Annotated in this window: 15 protein-coding genes; 10 read left to right on the top strand and 5 right to left on the bottom strand. The window is 70.0% G+C overall.

What is annotated here, in order from left to right; genetic code table 11:
- Nucleotides 1–60 precede the first annotated feature (60 nt).
- Nucleotides 61–981 (top strand): LysR family transcriptional regulator, encoded by a 921-nt coding sequence (locus C1I89_RS20695; RefSeq protein ID WP_102774559.1) that lies wholly within the window; start codon nt 61–63, stop codon nt 979–981.
- A gap of 9 nt (nt 982–990) precedes the next feature.
- On the opposite strand, the gene lptF is transcribed toward C1I89_RS20695, so the two are convergent.
- A complete protein-coding gene (lptF, locus tag C1I89_RS20690; protein WP_102774438.1) occupies nt 991–2,094 on the bottom strand; it encodes an LPS export ABC transporter permease LptF in 1,104 nt (367 codons plus the stop codon).
- A gap of 57 nt (nt 2,095–2,151) precedes the next feature.
- Here lptF and C1I89_RS20685 point away from each other — a divergent pair, with 57 nt between their 5' ends.
- The 9 genes from C1I89_RS20685 to C1I89_RS20645 all read left to right on the top strand — a co-directional run bounded on the left by C1I89_RS20685 (nt 2,152) and on the right by C1I89_RS20645 (nt 10,768).
- Entirely contained in the window at nt 2,152–3,660 is a 1,509-nt protein-coding gene (locus tag C1I89_RS20685) for a leucyl aminopeptidase (protein WP_102774437.1), read from the top strand.
- 22 nt (nt 3,661–3,682) lie between these two features.
- Entirely contained in the window at nt 3,683–4,147 is a 465-nt protein-coding gene (locus tag C1I89_RS20680; protein WP_102774436.1) for a DNA polymerase III subunit chi, read from the top strand.
- Nucleotides 4,148–4,197: 50 nt separating this feature from the next.
- A complete protein-coding gene (locus tag C1I89_RS20675) occupies nt 4,198–4,500 on the top strand; it encodes a hypothetical protein (RefSeq protein ID WP_102774435.1) in 303 nt (100 codons plus the stop codon).
- A 127-nt stretch (nt 4,501–4,627) separates the two neighbouring features.
- Nucleotides 4,628–5,338, top strand: a complete 711-nt coding sequence (locus tag C1I89_RS20670) for a Bax inhibitor-1/YccA family protein (protein ID WP_102774434.1) — start codon at nt 4,628–4,630, stop codon at nt 5,336–5,338.
- A gap of 73 nt (nt 5,339–5,411) precedes the next feature.
- Nucleotides 5,412–6,329: an aldo/keto reductase gene (locus tag C1I89_RS20665; RefSeq protein WP_102774433.1), complete on the top strand. Its 918-nt coding sequence runs from the start codon at nt 5,412–5,414 to the stop codon at nt 6,327–6,329.
- 4 nt (nt 6,330–6,333) lie between these two features.
- Nucleotides 6,334–7,605 carry an NTP/NDP exchange transporter gene (locus C1I89_RS20660; protein ID WP_102774558.1) on the top strand — a complete coding sequence of 424 codons (1,272 nt, stop codon included), beginning with the start codon at nt 6,334–6,336 and terminating at the stop codon, nt 7,603–7,605.
- 90 nt (nt 7,606–7,695) lie between these two features.
- Nucleotides 7,696–8,664 (top strand): Bug family tripartite tricarboxylate transporter substrate binding protein, encoded by a 969-nt coding sequence (locus C1I89_RS20655; RefSeq protein WP_102774432.1) that lies wholly within the window; start codon nt 7,696–7,698, stop codon nt 8,662–8,664.
- A gap of 19 nt (nt 8,665–8,683) precedes the next feature.
- Nucleotides 8,684–9,664 carry a succinylglutamate desuccinylase/aspartoacylase domain-containing protein gene (locus C1I89_RS20650; protein WP_102774431.1) on the top strand — a complete coding sequence of 327 codons (981 nt, stop codon included), beginning with the start codon at nt 8,684–8,686 and terminating at the stop codon, nt 9,662–9,664.
- Nucleotides 9,665–9,670: 6 nt separating this feature from the next.
- The gene (locus tag C1I89_RS20645; protein ID WP_102774430.1) at nt 9,671–10,768 is read left to right on the top strand and encodes a pyridoxal-phosphate dependent enzyme; all 1,098 of its coding nucleotides are present in this window, start codon (nt 9,671–9,673) and stop codon (nt 10,766–10,768) included.
- Here the strand turns inward: C1I89_RS20645 and C1I89_RS20640 are convergent.
- The 4 genes from C1I89_RS20640 to rnc are packed head-to-tail and all read right to left on the bottom strand — an operon-like array spanning nt 10,765 to nt 13,907.
- The gene (locus tag C1I89_RS20640) at nt 10,765–11,673 is read right to left on the bottom strand and encodes a LysR family transcriptional regulator (RefSeq protein ID WP_102774429.1); all 909 of its coding nucleotides are present in this window, start codon (nt 11,671–11,673) and stop codon (nt 10,765–10,767) included. The two genes, C1I89_RS20645 and C1I89_RS20640, sit on opposite strands and share 4 nt — an antisense overlap.
- 5 nt (nt 11,674–11,678) lie before the next feature.
- The gene (gene recO / locus C1I89_RS20635; protein WP_102774428.1) at nt 11,679–12,266 is read right to left on the bottom strand and encodes a DNA repair protein RecO; all 588 of its coding nucleotides are present in this window, start codon (nt 12,264–12,266) and stop codon (nt 11,679–11,681) included.
- Nucleotides 12,259–13,149 (bottom strand): GTPase Era, encoded by an 891-nt coding sequence (era, locus tag C1I89_RS20630; protein ID WP_102774427.1) that lies wholly within the window; start codon nt 13,147–13,149, stop codon nt 12,259–12,261. Before era ends, recO begins: the two co-directional genes overlap by 8 nt.
- Nucleotides 13,146–13,907 carry a ribonuclease III gene (gene rnc, locus C1I89_RS20625; RefSeq protein WP_102774426.1) on the bottom strand — a complete coding sequence of 254 codons (762 nt, stop codon included), beginning with the start codon at nt 13,905–13,907 and terminating at the stop codon, nt 13,146–13,148. Before rnc ends, era begins: the two co-directional genes overlap by 4 nt.

Below are 13,907 nucleotides of genomic sequence, written 5' to 3'. Positions count from 1 at the left end.
ATGAACAATAGGATGGATGCCCGCCGCCGCCATGGCGGCGCGGGCGCGGAGCGCCGGATCGTGCTTGATTGGGACAGTCTGCGGTATTTCCTGGAAGTGGCCCGCACGCAGCGGGTCAGCGCGGCCGCGCGCAAGCTCGGGGTCGAACACACCACGGTGTCGCGGCGCATCCGCGCGCTGGAGGCGGAGCTGGACACGCTGCTGTTCGAGAAATCGCGCAGCGCCGGCTTCATGCTGACCGACGACGGCCAGCGCCTCTTCGTCCACGCCGAACAGATGGAAAGCGCGGTGCACTCCGCGCGCGAGAACCTGTCGGGCATCGGCCAGGCGCTGTCCGGGCATCTGCGCATCGGCGCCACCGAGGGCTTCGGCAGCTATGTGCTGACGCCGCTGGCCGCCGACTTCCAGCGGCGCTATCCGCACATCACGCTGGACATCCTGCCGGTGCCGCGCTTCGTCAGCCTGTCCAAGCGCGAGGCCGACCTGGCCATCACCATCGAACGCCCGCAGCGCGGCCCTTACGTATGCAGCAAGCTGTGCGACTACACGCTGCGCCTGTATGGCACGCCGGGCTACCTGGCCCGGCACCCGCCGATCACGTCGCGCGCGGACCTGGCCGGCCATTCCTTCATCGGCTATGTGGACGAGCTGCTGTTCAGCGAACGCCTGCGTTATCTGGAAGACCTGCTGCCGGCCAGCAAGGTGGTGCTGCGCAGCACCAGCGTGGTGGCGCAATACCACGCCACGCTGCAGGGCCAGTCGCTGGCGATCCTGCCCTGCTTCATCGCCGCGCAGGACCCGCGGCTCAAGCCGGTGCTGGAGGACGAGGTGGCCATCACCCGCTCGTTCTGGATGTACTGCCACGAAGACCTGCGCAAGCTCAAGCGCGTGACGGTCTTGTGGGAGTTCATCCGCAGGTCGATATTGAAGAACGCCGACCTGCTGGCCGGCCGCCGCGGCACCATGAAATACCTGCCGTGACGGCCGGGCTCAGGCGTTGTTGCGCGGCGCCTTCACGCGCAGGCGGCGCATCAGCAGGAACACCGTCAACAGGGCCACCACGCCGTGGATGGCCCACACGCCCACGCCGAAGCTGAGCTTGCCGCCCGAGATCCAGGCGCGCGACAGGTTGATCAGGTTCATATAGAGCAGGCCCACCAGGCCCGCGATGAGCAGGTCGCCCGAGCGGCCCAGGCGCGGGTTGACCGCCCCGAGGGGAATCGCCAGCAGCGCCAGGTTCAGCGCCGCCAGCGGCAGCGAGATGCGCCACATGACCTGCGACCAGCTGCTGTCGGTGTTGTCTTCCATGAGCTGCATGGTGGTGCGCGCCTTGGACGAGCGCTCGGCTGCGGCGCGGGCCTCGGCCACCGGATCGGCGCCCGCCTTGCTTTCCAGGCGCAGCCCGTATTTCTCGAAGTGCACCAGGCGCAGTTCCGGCGTGCCCGGCTTGAGATCGTAGCGGTGGCCTTCGCCCAGCACCAGGAAGCGGTCGCCGTTGGGCTGCGTTTCGCTGTGCGCGCTGCTGGCGGTCAGGACGCTCAGCCATTCGGGACCGGTTTCGCGCGCGAACACGGTGCCGAGCTCGTCGCTGGCGTCGAGCGGATCTTCGGCGAAGAACACGCGGCTGCCGCCGGAGGATTCGGCGAACTGGCCGGCCGTGACCTTGGCCAGGTCGGAGCGCTGCTCGAAGCGTTCGTGGTATTCGCCGATCTGGCGATAGGCCCACGGCGCGGCCACCAGCGTCAGCCCGGCCACCGCCAGCGCCACCGGAATGGCCACGCGCAGCACGGGCTTGAGCCAGTCGGCCAGCGACAGGCCGCTGGCGAACCACACCACCATTTCGGATTCGCGGTAATTGCGCGTGACCGTGGTCAGGACCGCGATGAAGACGGAGACCGCGAGCACGGTCGGCAGCGCCGTGATGGTCGACAGCGCGGCCAGCACCAGCACCACGTCGGCCCCGATGTTGCCTCCCGCGGCTTCGCCGAGCAGGCGCACGAGCAACACGCTGAGCCACACGACGAGCAGAGTGGAGAAGACAACGACAGCGTGACTGGTGATCTCGCTGACGACCGATCGTTTGAATAGAGACATGGGAGAATATGCGGGATAATCGACCGCATCATACACAGACGTACACGGGAAACCCTCATGGAATTTAGCACACAGACCACTGCTTCCCTGCACCAGGTGAAAACCGCCGCCCTGGCCGTCGGCGTCTATGCGGAAGGCGTGCTGAGCCCGGCCGCCGACCTCATCGACCGCGCCTCCAACGGCGCCGTGCGCGCGGTGGTCAAGGCCGAGTTCCGCGGCCGCACCGGCTCGACCCTGACGCTGCGCAACCTGCCCGGCGTGACCGCGCAGCGCGTGGTGCTGGTGGGCCTGGGCAAGCAGGAGGAATACTCGGCCCGCGCCCACGCCTCGGCCGAGCAGGCCTTCGCCGCGGCCTGCGTGGCCGCCCAGCTCGCCGAAGGCGTGTCCACGCTGGTCGCCAACCCCATCGCCGACGTGGCCGTCGCGGCCCGCGCGCGCAGCGCCGCCATCGCCGCCGGCAACGCCACCTATCATTACGACGCGAGCTTCGGCAAGCCCGACCGCGACGCCCGTCCCAAGCTCAAGAAGATCGTGCAGGTCGTCGAGCGCGCCGACGCCGCCCAGGCCCAGAAAGGCCTGCGCGAAGGCGCCGCCATCGCCAACGGCATGGAACTGACGCGCACGCTGGGCAACCTGCCCGGCAATATCTGCACCCCCACCTACCTGGGCGAAACCGCCAAGCGCCTGGCGCGCGAATTCAAGTCGCTCAAGGTCGAAGTGCTGGACAAGAAGCAGGTCGAGGCGCTGGGCATGGGCTCGTTCCTGTCGGTGGCGCGCGGCTCCGACGAGGCGCTGCGCTTCATCGTGCTGCGCCACGCCGGCAGCAAGACCGCCAAGAAGACCGCGAAGAACGCCCCCGGCCCCATCGTGCTGGTCGGCAAGGGCATCACCTTCGACGCCGGCGGCATCTCGCTCAAGCCCGCCGCCACCATGGACGAAATGAAGTACGACATGTGCGGCGCCGCCAGCGTGCTGGGCTCGTTCCGCGCCCTGGCCGAGCTGGAGCTGCCGCTGGACGTGGTCGGCCTGATCCCGACCTGCGAAAACCTGCCCAGCGGCAAGGCCAACAAGCCGGGCGACGTGGTCACCAGCATGTCCGGCCTGACCATCGAAATCCTCAACACCGACGCCGAAGGCCGCCTGGTGCTGTGCGACGCGCTGACCTACGCCGAGCGCTTCAAGCCCTCGGCCGTCATCGACATCGCCACCCTCACCGGCGCCTGCGTGGTCGCCCTGGGCAACGTCAACAGCGGCCTGTTCTCGAAGGACGACGCGCTGGCCGAGGCGCTGGCCGCCGCCGGCCGCGCCTCGCTGGACACGGCCTGGCGCATGCCCATGGACGAGGCCTACCAGGAACAGCTGAAGTCCAACTTCGCCGACCTGGCCAACATCGGCGGCCCCCCGGCCGGCGCGGTCACGGCGGCCTGCTTCCTGTCGCGCTTCGCCACGGCCTATCCGTGGGCGCACCTGGACATCGCCGGCACCGCCTGGCGCGGCGGCAAGGACAAGGGCGCCACCGGCCGCCCCGTGCCGCTGCTGATGCAGTACCTGCTGGACCAGGCTTGAAGCGCCTGCGACGGTATCCGGCATGACGCGCATCGATTTCGCCTTCGGCGCGCCGGACCGCCTGCGCATGGCCTGCCAGGTCGTGCGCAAGCGCTACCTGGCAGGCCAGCGGCTGGTGGTGTACTGTAAAGACGGCAGCCGCCTGGCCGCGTTCGACCGCATGCTGTGGGCGTTCGACGACACGTCTTTCGTGCCGCACGTGCTGGCCAACGACCCGCTGGCGGCCGACACCCCGGTGGTGCTGACGGCGGGCGATCCGCAGCAGGCCGCGGCGGCCGCGGGCCAGGGCGAACAGCCGCCCCCCGCCTGGCTGCTGAACCTGGACAACGACTGCCCGCCCGGCTTCGAGGCCTTCGAAAGGCTGCTCGAAATCGTCTCCGACGACCCCGAGGACAAGCAGGCCGCGCGCCAGCGCTGGCGCGCCTACCAGGGGGCCGGCCATACGCCGCACAGCCACGACCTCAGCCGCCAGTCCGCCGGCGGCTGAACCGGCAGCCGGCGCTCCGCGCGCCGCCCCATCGATTTTCGGGAGCCAACATGCCCTCTCGCCGCTACGACCCCGGCATCCCCACCCTGACCCAGCGGGCCGAACCCGCGCTACACCCGGGCGCGGACGACGCCGACGAGGCGTTTCCGGTGCTGACCGAAGTGGCGCAGCCCGCGCCGGCCAGATCCGTCCCCCTGCCCGACCCGGCGGTGCTCAGCGCCCGCCTGCAGGCCGAGGTGGAACAGCTCATGCAGCAGGCGCTGGCCGACGCCGTCGAACAGATCCAGGCCCGCATGGACGCCGAGCTGCCCGTCATCGTGGCCCGCGTGCTGCGCGACGTGCGCCCGGGTTGATCCGCCTGGAACCTTCGCCCGGCGTCTGGTCTAATTCCTGACGAAACTGGATTCTTCAGGGAACTGTAAGGTATCCTTCGCATCTAATTCTAGGCAATCGTCATTTCGCCGCACACAGGAGTTCTCCATGAACGAATATCGTCCGTCCCCTTTTAACCGTTCCGGCGCGCTGGCCGGCGCGCCGGGCGAGGTCGCGCGCAACAAGGTCCTGCGCAACACCTATTGGCTCCTGGCGCTGTCGCTCATCCCCACCGTGCTGGGCGCCGCCGTGGGCCTGTACACCGGCATCAACACCGTCATGGGCGCCAGCCCCGGCCTGTCCGCGATCGTGTTCCTGGTGGGCGCGTTCGGGATGATGTTCGCCATCGAGAAAAACAAGAACAACTCGCTGGGCGTCGCCCTGCTGCTGGCCTTCACCTTCTTCATGGGCATCATGCTGTCGCGCCTGCTCGGCTTCGTGCTGGGTATGGGCAACGGCGCCCAGCTGGTCATGACGGCCTTCGGCGGCACGGCCATCGTGTTCGGCACCATGGCCACGCTGGCCACCACCATCAAGCGCGATCTCTCGGGGCTGCAGAAGTTCCTGTTCATCGGCGCGGTGGTGATCCTGGTGGCGGCCCTGGCCAACATCTTCCTGCAGCTGCCGGCGCTGATGCTGACCATCTCGGTCCTGGCCATCGTGATCTTCTCGGCCTTCATGCTGGTGGACCTGCAGCGCGTGGTCAACGGCGGCGAAACCAACTACGTGTCCGCCACGCTGGCGATCTACCTGGACGTGTACAACGTCTTCTCCAACCTGCTGATGCTGCTGGGCATCTTCGGCGGTAACCGCGAGTAATCGCCGTCCGCCTGCCAGTCCAAAGGGCCTACATTTCCATGTAGGCCCTTTTTTCATTCGGGAAGCCCGCGCCATGCCGAACCGCCGCCGCTTCATCCAGACCGCCGCCGGCGCCGCCCTGCTCGGCCCGTCCTGGACCGCCCGCGCGCTCAGCCGGCAGGCGCCCATGCTGACGCGCGCCATCCCCGCCACCGGCGAGGCGCTGCCGGTGATAGGGCTGGGCACGGCCGACACCTTCAACGTTCCGCCCGGCGACGCCGCCGCCCTGGCGCCGCTGGCCCAGGTGCTGGACACGCTGTTGCAGGCGGGCGGCTCGCTGATCGACACGGCCCCGAGCTACGGCCACGCCGAAGCCGTGACCGGCGCGCTGCTGGCCCGCAACGGCGGCCTGTGGTCGCAGGCCTTCCTGGCCACCAAGATCAGCACGCAGGGGCGCGAGTCGGCCATGCGCCAGCTGCGCCAGTCGCAAAAGGCGCTGGGCAGCGACAAGCTGGACCTGGTCCAGGTGCACAACCTGATAGACACCGCCAACCAGCTGGCGCTGCTGCGCGACCTCAAACGCCAGGGCGTGATCCGCTACGTCGGCATCACGCATTACGCCGACCATGCGCACGACGAGCTGACCGCGCAGGTCGAGCGCGAGCGGCCCGACTTCGTACAGGTCAACCTGTCCGTGGGCGCGCGCAACGCCGAAAAGCGCCTGCTGCCGGCCTGCCAGGCGCGGGGCGTGGCGGTGCTGGTGAACCGGCCGTTCCAGGACGGGGCGCTGTTTCGCCAGGTGCGCGGCATGGCGCTGCCGCCGCTGGCCGCGGAGCTGGGCTGCACCTCCTGGGCGCAGCTGTTCCTGAAATTCATCATCGGCCATCCCGCCGTGACGGCGGTGATCCCCGCCACCTCCAAGCCGGCCAACATGGCGGACAACGCCCGCGCGGGGTTTGGCCAGCAGCCCGACGCCGCGCTGCGCGAACGCATCGCCGCCCTGCTGGCCTGACGGCATGGCGCCCCCAGCCACCCTGCGGGGCCGAGCGGCGCTGACGCTGGGCATACGCGAGGACGAACTGGGCCCGGCGGCCTGCGGCTTCGCCTTTTTCTTCTTCCTGTTCTGCGGCTATTTCATGCTGCGCCCGATCCGCGAAACCATGGGCATACAGGCCGGCGTGGACCAGCTGCAATGGCTGTTCACCGCCACCTTCGTGGCCATGCTGGCGGTGGCGCCGCTGTTCGGCTGGCTGTCGGCGCGGGTGCCGCGCGCCACATTGGTGAGCTGGGTCTACGCCGTGTTCGCCCTGGCCATGGCGGGCTTCGGCGTGGTGCTGCACCTGCTGCCCGGCAGCGCCTGGGCCGCGCGCGTGTTCTACGTGTGGCTGTCGGTGTTCAACCTGTTCGTGGTCTCCATCGCCTGGAGCCTGATGGCCGACGTGTTCCGCATGGAATCGGCCAAGCGCCTGTTCGCCCTGATCGCCGCCGGCGCCAGCGCGGGCGGGCTGTGCGGCCCGCTGCTGGGCGGGCTGCTGGCCGGCGCGCTGGGCCCGGCCGGCCTGTTGCTGCTGTCGGCGCTGCTGCTGGCGGCGACGCTGCCGCTCAAGGCCCGGCTGCTGCGCTGGCGCGCCGCCGACCGCCCGGAAATGGCCAATGACGACATGCGGCGTCCCATCGAAGGCTCGATCCTGGCTGGCCTGTCGGGCGTGTTCCGCTCGCGCTACCTGATGGGAATCTCGCTGCTGGTGATCCTGCTGGCCACGCTCAACACCTTTCTCTACATGGAGCAGGCGCGGCTGGTGGCCGACGCCTTTCCCGACACGGCGCAGCGCATCCGGGTCTTCAGCATGCTGGATTTCGCGGTCCAGTCGCTTTCGCTGCTGTCGCAGGTATTCGTCACCGGGCGCGTGGCCGCGCGGCTGGGGCTGCGCTTCCTGCTGGCCGCGGTGCCGCTGGCGATGGCGGCCGGGTTCCTGGTCCTGGCGGCGTATCCGGTCTTCGGCGTGCTGGCGGCGGTCATGATCGCGCGCCGCGTGGGCGAATACGCGCTCATCCGGCCCGGGCGCGAAATGCTGTTCACCACGGTCCCGCCCGAGGACAAGTACAAGACCAAGAACGTGATCGACACGGTGGTCTACCGCGCCGGCGACGCGGCCAGCGGCTGGGTCAAGGCGGGCGTGGACATGCTGGGCCACGGCGCGGCCCTGGTCGCGCTGCTGGGCGCCGCCTTCGCGCTGGGCGCGGCGGCCGTGGGTTACGCGCTGGGGCGGCGCGCCGACGGCGATTAGGTTTTACTGAACATGCATATCATTGGCCCAAACGGATTCCGGGGGCCGCCGCCGCACAATGGCAGCGCTTTCAATGCCTCGGGAACCGCCATGAACCGCAACGCCATCGCCTGTCTTGCCGCCCTGTCGCTTTGCCTGGCCGCGCCTGCCGCGCTGGCCGACTACCCGGAGCGCGCGATCACGCTGATCGTGCCGGCCGCCGCCGGCGGCAACGCCGACATCACCGCCCGCCTCATCGGGCAGGAAATGAGCCGCCAGCTGGGCCAGCCGGTGGTGGTGGAAAACCGCGTCGGCGCGGGCGGGCGCATCGGCACCCAGGCCGTGGTGCGCGCCGCGCCCGACGGCTACACCATCGGCTACGCCCACGTGGGCACGCTGGTGCTGCACCGCTACCTGTTCAAGCAGCAGCTGTACGACCTGGACCGCGACATCGCGCCCATCGGCCTGGTGGCCGAAACGCCCAACGTCATCGTGGTGAACGCGGCCTCGCCCTATCGCGACCTGAAGGGTTTCATCGAAGCCAGCCGCGCCCAGCCGCAGCGCCTGACCATGACCTCGGCCGACCCCGGCACCACCAGCGAGGTCGGCGTCAAGCTGTTCATCGCCCAGACCGGCGCCGAGGTGCGCCAGATTCCGTACAAGGCCACGGCCGCGCAGCTGTCCGACCTGCTGGGCGGCCACGTGGATTCGATGATGGAAAACCTGCCGCCGCTGATCGGCAACCTGAAGGACGGCCGCCTGCGCGCGCTGGCCGTCACCACGCGCGGACGCGCCGCCTCCAACCCCGACGTGCCCACCGTGGCCGAGCAGGGCTACCCCGACTACGAGCAGTCGGCCTGGAGCGCGCTGGTCGCGCCGGCCGGCACGCCGCCCGCCGTCATCGCCAGGCTCAACGAGGCCATGAACCAGGCGCTACGCTCGGACAATGTCAGCAAGGAATTGCGCAGCCGCTCCCAGGAACCGCTGGGCGGCACGCCGCAGGACGTACAGACCCAGATTCGCAAGGAGCTGCCCAAATGGGAAGGCATCATCAAGGCCGCCGGCACCACGCTGGATTGAGCCAGGCAGGAGCGCGCGCATGGCCACGGTAAGCCGCGAGGATTTTTCCTGCGCCGCCGCCACCAACGAATCGGCCTACCGCCGGGTCACGGTGCCGGTGCTCAGGATCGACGCCGGCCCCGGGCCGGCCGTCGCGCTGATGGCCGGCGTGCACGGCGACGAATGGGAAGGCCAGGCGGCCATCCTGGACCTGTGGCACAGCCTGCCCGGCATGCTCCAGCGCGGCACGGTCTACCTGCTGCCGGCGGCCAACGTCGAGGCCTCGCTGGCCGGCACCCGGCTCTCGCCTTCCGACGGCGGCAACCTGAACCGTGCTTTCCTGGGCGCGCCGGCGCGCGGCTACACCGAAAGCGTGGCCGCCGCGCTGGAGGCCCGGCTGCTGCCGCGCATCCAGGCGCTGGTGGACGTGCACAGCGGCGGCGCCTCGCTGCGCTACCTGCCTTCGTCGGTGATCACCCGGTACGGCGAGGACGCCTACGATCCGCGCCTGGCGGGCCTGGCGCGCGCCTTCGGGCTGCCGCAATGCGTGTTCTTCCGCGGCGTCGAAGCCGGGTCCATGCCGGCCGCCGCCAGCCGCCACGGCGTGCTGCGCCTGAGCGCGGAGATCGGCGGCGGCCGCGAAACCAGCGCCGCCCTGGTCGAACGCTGCCGCGACGGGCTGCTGGGCTGCCTGACCGAGCTGGGCCTGCTGCCCGGCCGCCCGCTGCCGCGCAACCCCGAGGTCCGGCTCTACGACCTGGACGCGTCGGCCGCCACGCTGCGCGCGCGCGAAGCGGGCGTGTTCGTCCCCGGCGTGGAGCTGGGGCAGGCGGTCACGGCGCGCCAGCGCATCGGCCAGCTGATAGAACCCGCCCGCCCCGAGCTTGCGCCGCGCGCGCTGGTCAGCCCGCAAAGCGGCACCGTGGTGTGCCTGCGCGCCATCGCCCGCAGCGGCGAGGGCGACTGCCTGTTCCAGATCGCGCCCGCCCTTCCCCTGGATACGCTTCCTTCGAGGTACTGAAGAACCATGCAGATGAACCCCAGATTGTCCGGCCTGCGTTGCATCCGCTGCGAACGCCTGTGGCCCGTCGCCGACTATCCCGAAGGCTGCCCCGGCTGCCTGGAGGCCGGCCACCCCGCCTCGCTGGAATGCCGCTACGAGCCCGGCGGGGATGCGGCCATGCCGCTGCCGGTGCTGGACCCGGTGACGCTGGGCGAAGGCGCCACGCCCTGCCTGGCCGCGCCGGCGCTGGCGCAGGCCGAGGGCGTCGGCCGGATGTGGCTCAAGTGCGAAAGCGCCAATCCCACCGGCAGCCACAAGGACCGCATGGCGGCCCAGCTGGTCTCGCGCGCGCGCCTGGCCGGCGCCACCCGCGTGGCGGCGGCCTCCAGCGGCAACGCCGGCGTATCGCTGGCCGCCTATTGCGCCGCGGCGCGCCTGGAGGCCGACATCGCCATCACGCGCGACTGCCCGCCGCTGCAGCGCGACGCCATGCAGCGCTTCGGCGCGCGCCTGCGCGCCTTCGACGACAGCCTGAGCCGCTGGCCCTATGTCGCGGACCTGTGCCGCGACCACGGCGCGTTCGCCGGCACCAACTATCTGAATCCGCCGGTGGGCACCCATGCCTATGGCGTGGAAGGCTACAAGCCCATCGCGCTGGAGATCTTCGAAGCCTGCGGCGTGCCCACCGATATCGTGGTGCCCACCGCGCGCGGCGACCTGCTGTGGGGCATTTACCTGGGCTGGCAGCATCTGCGGGAAAGCGGCCGCATCGACCGCCTGCCCCGCATGCACGCGGTCGAGCCCTATGCCCGGCTGTCGCGGGCGCGCGCCACGGGCGATGCGCGCGGCAACTGGGAGGGCGTGACGGACCAGTACTCGATCGCCGGCAGCACCAGCACGCTGCAGTCGCTGGAAGCGCTGGCGCGCTCGGGCGGCTCGCCCGTGGAAGTGTCCGACGCCGCCGCGGCGCAGGCGCAGCAGCGCCTGGAGCGCTCCGGGCTGGCCACCGAACTGTCGTCGGCCGCGGCGCTGGCGGCGGTGTCGCGGCTGCGGCGGTCGGGGCTGCTGGACGCGGAATCGTCGGTCGTGCTGCTGCTGACTTCGGATGGGCGAAGGGGCTAGACGCCGTACCTTTCCACCAGCGGCGCCAGCGCTGCGCGCAAACAGGTGGCCCAGAACTTCCCCGCCTCCGACAAGGGGCGGCTGCCGTGCAGAATCATGTGGCATTCGAAATGCACGGGCGCGGCCAGCGGCCGATGGTCCAGGCCGGCCGCTTCCATGCCGAGCGCGGTCGCCGGATTGGCGATGCCCACGCCGTGGCCGGCCAGCGCCAGCTGGCACACGGTGCTGGAATACGGCGTTTCGATCGCCACCTTCAGATGCTGCCCGGCCTGCGCCAGCAAGGCGTCCAGGCGCTTGCGCGAGCCGTCCTCGGCGTTGAGCGCGATCACGTCGGCGCCGGCCAGGTGCGAGAACTCCACGCACTCCAGGCGCGCCAGCGGATGGCTGCGCGGAAAGACCGCCACGGCCCGCAGGCTGGCGAGCCGGTGGCCGCGCAGGCCTTCCAGTTCGGACTCGTCGGCCACGGCGGCCAGGTCCAGCTCGCCCGACACCACCATGTCGCGCAAGGTGTTGGAATCCCGGATCTGCAGGTACAGCGCGGTGTCCGGATAGCGGGCGCGAAAGCGCGCGATGGTGTCGCTGATGATGGCGCCGCTGTAGGCGTGGATGCAGCCCACGCGCAGCCGCGGCTGCGCGGCGCCGCGGATCGCGCGGATCTTGCGGCCCAGGCTCTCCAGGCCGACGTTCAGGCGCCGGATTTCCTCGTACAGCAGCGTCGCCTCGGGGGTGCGCTGCATGCGCTGGCGCACGCGCTCGAACAGGCGCAGCTCGATGCTGGCTTCCAGCGCGGCCAGGGTCGCGCTGACGGTGGCCGGCGACACGTCCAGCCGCCGGGCGGCGGCGGTCACGCTTTCCGTCTCGTAGACGGTGCGGAAGGTCTCGACCTGTTTGAGCGTGAAGGTCATGGCGCTCAGATGCGCTGCAGGTCCAGCAGCACGCGGCGCGTGGACAAAGGCCGGCCGGCGAGGATTTCGGCCAGGCGTTCGCGCAGGTCGCGGCGCAGGGCCGGCTCGATCGCCGGATCGTCGAAATCGGGCGGCGCCTCGTCCACGCCATAGCCGGTCTCGCGCAGCAGCGTCCATTCGAAGCGGCGCAGCGCGCCGGCCGCGCGCGTGCCGCCCGAAAGCTGCTGCAGGGCGAAATCGTAGGCGTCGAACAGCAGGGGGTGGGCGTCTTCGCGCGGCAGCAGCCGCAGCAGCAGCTCGTTCATGTACCAGGCCGACATCAGCGCGGTGCCGGTCAGCGGCCGGATGCCGGCGATCTCGGCGCGTGTGAGCGTCTTGACCTCGCCGTTGCCGGTCCAGGACAGCAGCAGCGGCTGGAACGCGGACAGCACGGGCCGCAGCACGGAATACGGGCGCTTGGCGCCCTTGGCGACCATGGCCACACAGCCGTGGTCGCGCGAGAAAGTCTGAACGATGAGGGACGTCTCACGCCACGCGGTGGCGTGCAGCATATAGCCGGGTCGGTCCTGGACGCGAGGCGCCCTTCTACTCATAGCCCAGGTCGCGCAGCGCACCCTCGCGGTCGGACCAGCCCTTGCGCACCTTGATGTAGACCTCCAGGTGCACCGGCTTGTCCAGCAGCTTGGCGATGTCCTGCCGCGCCTCCGTAGCGATGCGCTTCATGTGCATGCCGCCCGCGCCCAGCAGGATGGGCTTGTGGCTGTCGCGCTCGACCACCACACAGGCGGCGATGCGCGCGCCCTTGTCGTTCTCTTCCCATTGCTCGATCACGACCGTACAGCCGTAGGGCAGTTCGTCGCCCACCAGGCGGAAGATCTTCTCGCGCACCAGCTCGGCGGCGATGAAGCGCATGGGCCGGTCGGTCAGCGTGTCCTCTTCGAACATCGGCTCGCCTTCGGGCAGGCGCGCGGCGATTTCCTGCAGCAGCTGGTCGAGCTGCTGGTTCCTGGTGGCGCTGACCGGCACGACCGCGCCGAACGGATGCAGCGCCATGATCTTTGAGACGAAGGCGAACAGATCGTCGCGGTTCTTGAGCGCGTCGATCTTGGAGATGGCCAGGATGGTGCGCTCCGGCGCGGGCAAGAGCGGCAGCAGCTTGGCGTCGCCCTCGGACCACTTGCCCGCCTCGACCACGTGCACCACCACGTCCACGTCGGCCAGCGCCTGCGTGACCACGCGGTTCATCATGCGGTTCATGGCGCCGCCGTGGCGCGTCTGGAAGCCCGGCGTGTCGACGAACACGAACTGTTCGTGCTCGCGCGTCAGCACCCCGTGGATGCGGTGGCGCGTGGTCTGCGCCTTGCGCGAGACGATCGAAATCTTCGAGCCGATCAGGGCGTTGGTCAGCGTGGATTTGCCGACGTTGGGACGGCCGACGATGGCAACGAAGCCGGTACGGAAAGGGGTATCGCTCATTTAGTCTCTTGAGCCACTGCCACCGGCAGCGACAATTGCGCGGTCTTGCGCGCCTTGCCCGACTTGCGGGCAGCCTTGGAAGCCGGGCTGACGGCCAACGCGGCCTCCAGCGCCACTTTGGCCGCCGACTGCTCGGCCGCGCGGCGGCTGGCGCCCGCGGCCATGACCTTGATCTCCAGCGCCGGGATGGCGCATTCGACCTCGAACTGCTGGCTGTGGGCCGCGCCGTGCGTGGCCACCACCGTGTACTGCGGCAGCGCCAGCTTGCGGCCCTGCAGGAATTCCTGCAGCAGCGTCTTGGCGTCCTTGCCCAGGGTCTTGGGATCGACCGAGGCCAGCACCGGCTGGTACTGGCGCACGATCACGCGGCGCGCGGCGTCGAAGCCGGCGTCCAGGAACACGGCGCCAAACAGCGCCTCGACCGTGTCGGCCAGGATCGAGGGGCGGCGGAAACCGCCGCTCTTGAGTTCGCCCTCGCCCAGGCGCAGGTATTGCGACAGCTCCAGCCGCTGGGCGATCTCGGCCAGCGAGGCCTGCTTGACCAGGTTGGCCCGCAGGCGCGAGAGGTCGCCCTCGTCGATCTTGGAATAGCGCTCGAACAGCATCGCGGCGACGACGAAGTTCAGCACGGAATCCCCGAGGAATTCCAGGCGCTCGTTATGGCGCGAACCGTGACTGCGATGCGTCAGCGCCTGTTCGAGCAATGCCGGATCACCGAAGTGGTGCTCCAGGCGGTTTTCTAGCGTGGCTAGCGACAT

The organism is Achromobacter pulmonis (assembly GCF_002885955.2).
GTDB lineage: Bacteria > Pseudomonadota > Gammaproteobacteria > Burkholderiales > Burkholderiaceae_B > Achromobacter > Achromobacter pulmonis_A.
Note: the sequence above shows the minus strand (reverse complement) of the source record. Positions and strands in the feature narration are given on the sequence as shown.

Coding starts and splice junctions, on each gene's coding strand:
- C1I89_RS20685 (WP_102774437.1), top strand. CDS start 2,152: ATGGAATTTAGCACACAGACCACTGCTTCCCTGCACCAGGTGAAAACC.
- era (WP_102774427.1), bottom strand. CDS start 13,149: ATGAGCGATACCCCTTTCCGTACCGGCTTCGTTGCCATCGTCGGCCGT.
- C1I89_RS20650 (WP_102774431.1), top strand. CDS start 8,684: ATGGCCACGGTAAGCCGCGAGGATTTTTCCTGCGCCGCCGCCACCAAC.
- rnc (WP_102774426.1), bottom strand. CDS start 13,907: ATGTCGCTAGCCACGCTAGAAAACCGCCTGGAGCACCACTTCGGTGAT.
- C1I89_RS20660 (WP_102774558.1), top strand. CDS start 6,334: ATGGCGCCCCCAGCCACCCTGCGGGGCCGAGCGGCGCTGACGCTGGGC.
- C1I89_RS20640 (WP_102774429.1), bottom strand. CDS start 11,673: ATGACCTTCACGCTCAAACAGGTCGAGACCTTCCGCACCGTCTACGAG.
- recO (WP_102774428.1), bottom strand. CDS start 12,266: ATGAGTAGAAGGGCGCCTCGCGTCCAGGACCGACCCGGCTATATGCTG.
- C1I89_RS20665 (WP_102774433.1), top strand. CDS start 5,412: ATGCCGAACCGCCGCCGCTTCATCCAGACCGCCGCCGGCGCCGCCCTG.
- C1I89_RS20675 (WP_102774435.1), top strand. CDS start 4,198: ATGCCCTCTCGCCGCTACGACCCCGGCATCCCCACCCTGACCCAGCGG.
- C1I89_RS20670 (WP_102774434.1), top strand. CDS start 4,628: ATGAACGAATATCGTCCGTCCCCTTTTAACCGTTCCGGCGCGCTGGCC.
- C1I89_RS20655 (WP_102774432.1), top strand. CDS start 7,696: ATGAACCGCAACGCCATCGCCTGTCTTGCCGCCCTGTCGCTTTGCCTG.
- C1I89_RS20680 (WP_102774436.1), top strand. CDS start 3,683: ATGACGCGCATCGATTTCGCCTTCGGCGCGCCGGACCGCCTGCGCATG.
- C1I89_RS20645 (WP_102774430.1), top strand. CDS start 9,671: ATGCAGATGAACCCCAGATTGTCCGGCCTGCGTTGCATCCGCTGCGAA.
- lptF (WP_102774438.1), bottom strand. CDS start 2,094: ATGTCTCTATTCAAACGATCGGTCGTCAGCGAGATCACCAGTCACGCT.